The following is a 783-nucleotide window of genomic DNA, read 5'->3' as shown; positions in this document are numbered from 1 at the left end:
ATAAGAACAATTTAGACTATGATTCCTTTAGATCTTGGATAAGGGAACATAAAAAGGGGGAATTACCTCGTCAATCAATATCGACTATTGAAGAATTGATCAGTAGAGAACAAGATGGGAGAAATCTGTATTGTACTGCTAAGGTTAAGAAAGCCTGTGTACTTTTATGGAGAAGTAAGCGAATAGCACACAAGGTATTGTGTAAAAAATTGAACATTTCTGATGCGACTTTAAGAACTTGGAATAATAGATACGACCAGGCACGTGGTAAGAAGCAGGAGTTAATAACAACTCTCACAGAATTAAAAGAAAGGAAGTTAAAGCTAGGAAAGCTGTGTTGTACGGAGGAAGTTAAAAGAGAATGTGTTCTTTTATATAAGAATCAAGAAATGTCCATAAAGCAATTATGTAAGATTTATCATTTGACTCCGAATATGGTTAATGCTTGGATAGAAGAATATGACCGATTACTCCAAAATTCAGAAAGAACATCCCAAGCACGCCAAACTTTTTCAACTAATGTCGGGAATGCTAAATTTACAACAGCAGACAATAATGCGAGGTTAGCTCATGAACAAGGTAAGGGTCAAGGCAATCAAAGGATGCAACATAGTATACAAAACTTAGAAAGTAACCTAGGGGATCAAACAACCAAACAAACGGATAAGCAGCTTAATCCTCCAGCGAGGCACTCTCTTGACCCTGTTCTTCCAGAAAAAGTCAATCAATCATACACTAAAAATGATTATTTAAAATATATTCAACTATACCAATCCATTCAAA

Annotated in this window: 1 protein-coding gene; it reads left to right on the top strand. The window is 35.2% G+C overall.

What is annotated here, in order from left to right:
• Positions 1–783 (top strand): transposase (locus AB5M32_RS13635; protein ID WP_368024531.1); only part of this gene is annotated, 783 nt, incomplete at both ends.

This window comes from Enterococcus sp. C57 (assembly GCF_040887305.1).
GTDB classification, from domain to species: Bacteria; Bacillota; Bacilli; order Lactobacillales; family Enterococcaceae; genus Enterococcus_B; species Enterococcus_B hirae.
The sequence above is the reverse complement of the archived record's forward strand: the minus strand, read 5'-3'. Positions and strand labels throughout refer to the sequence as shown.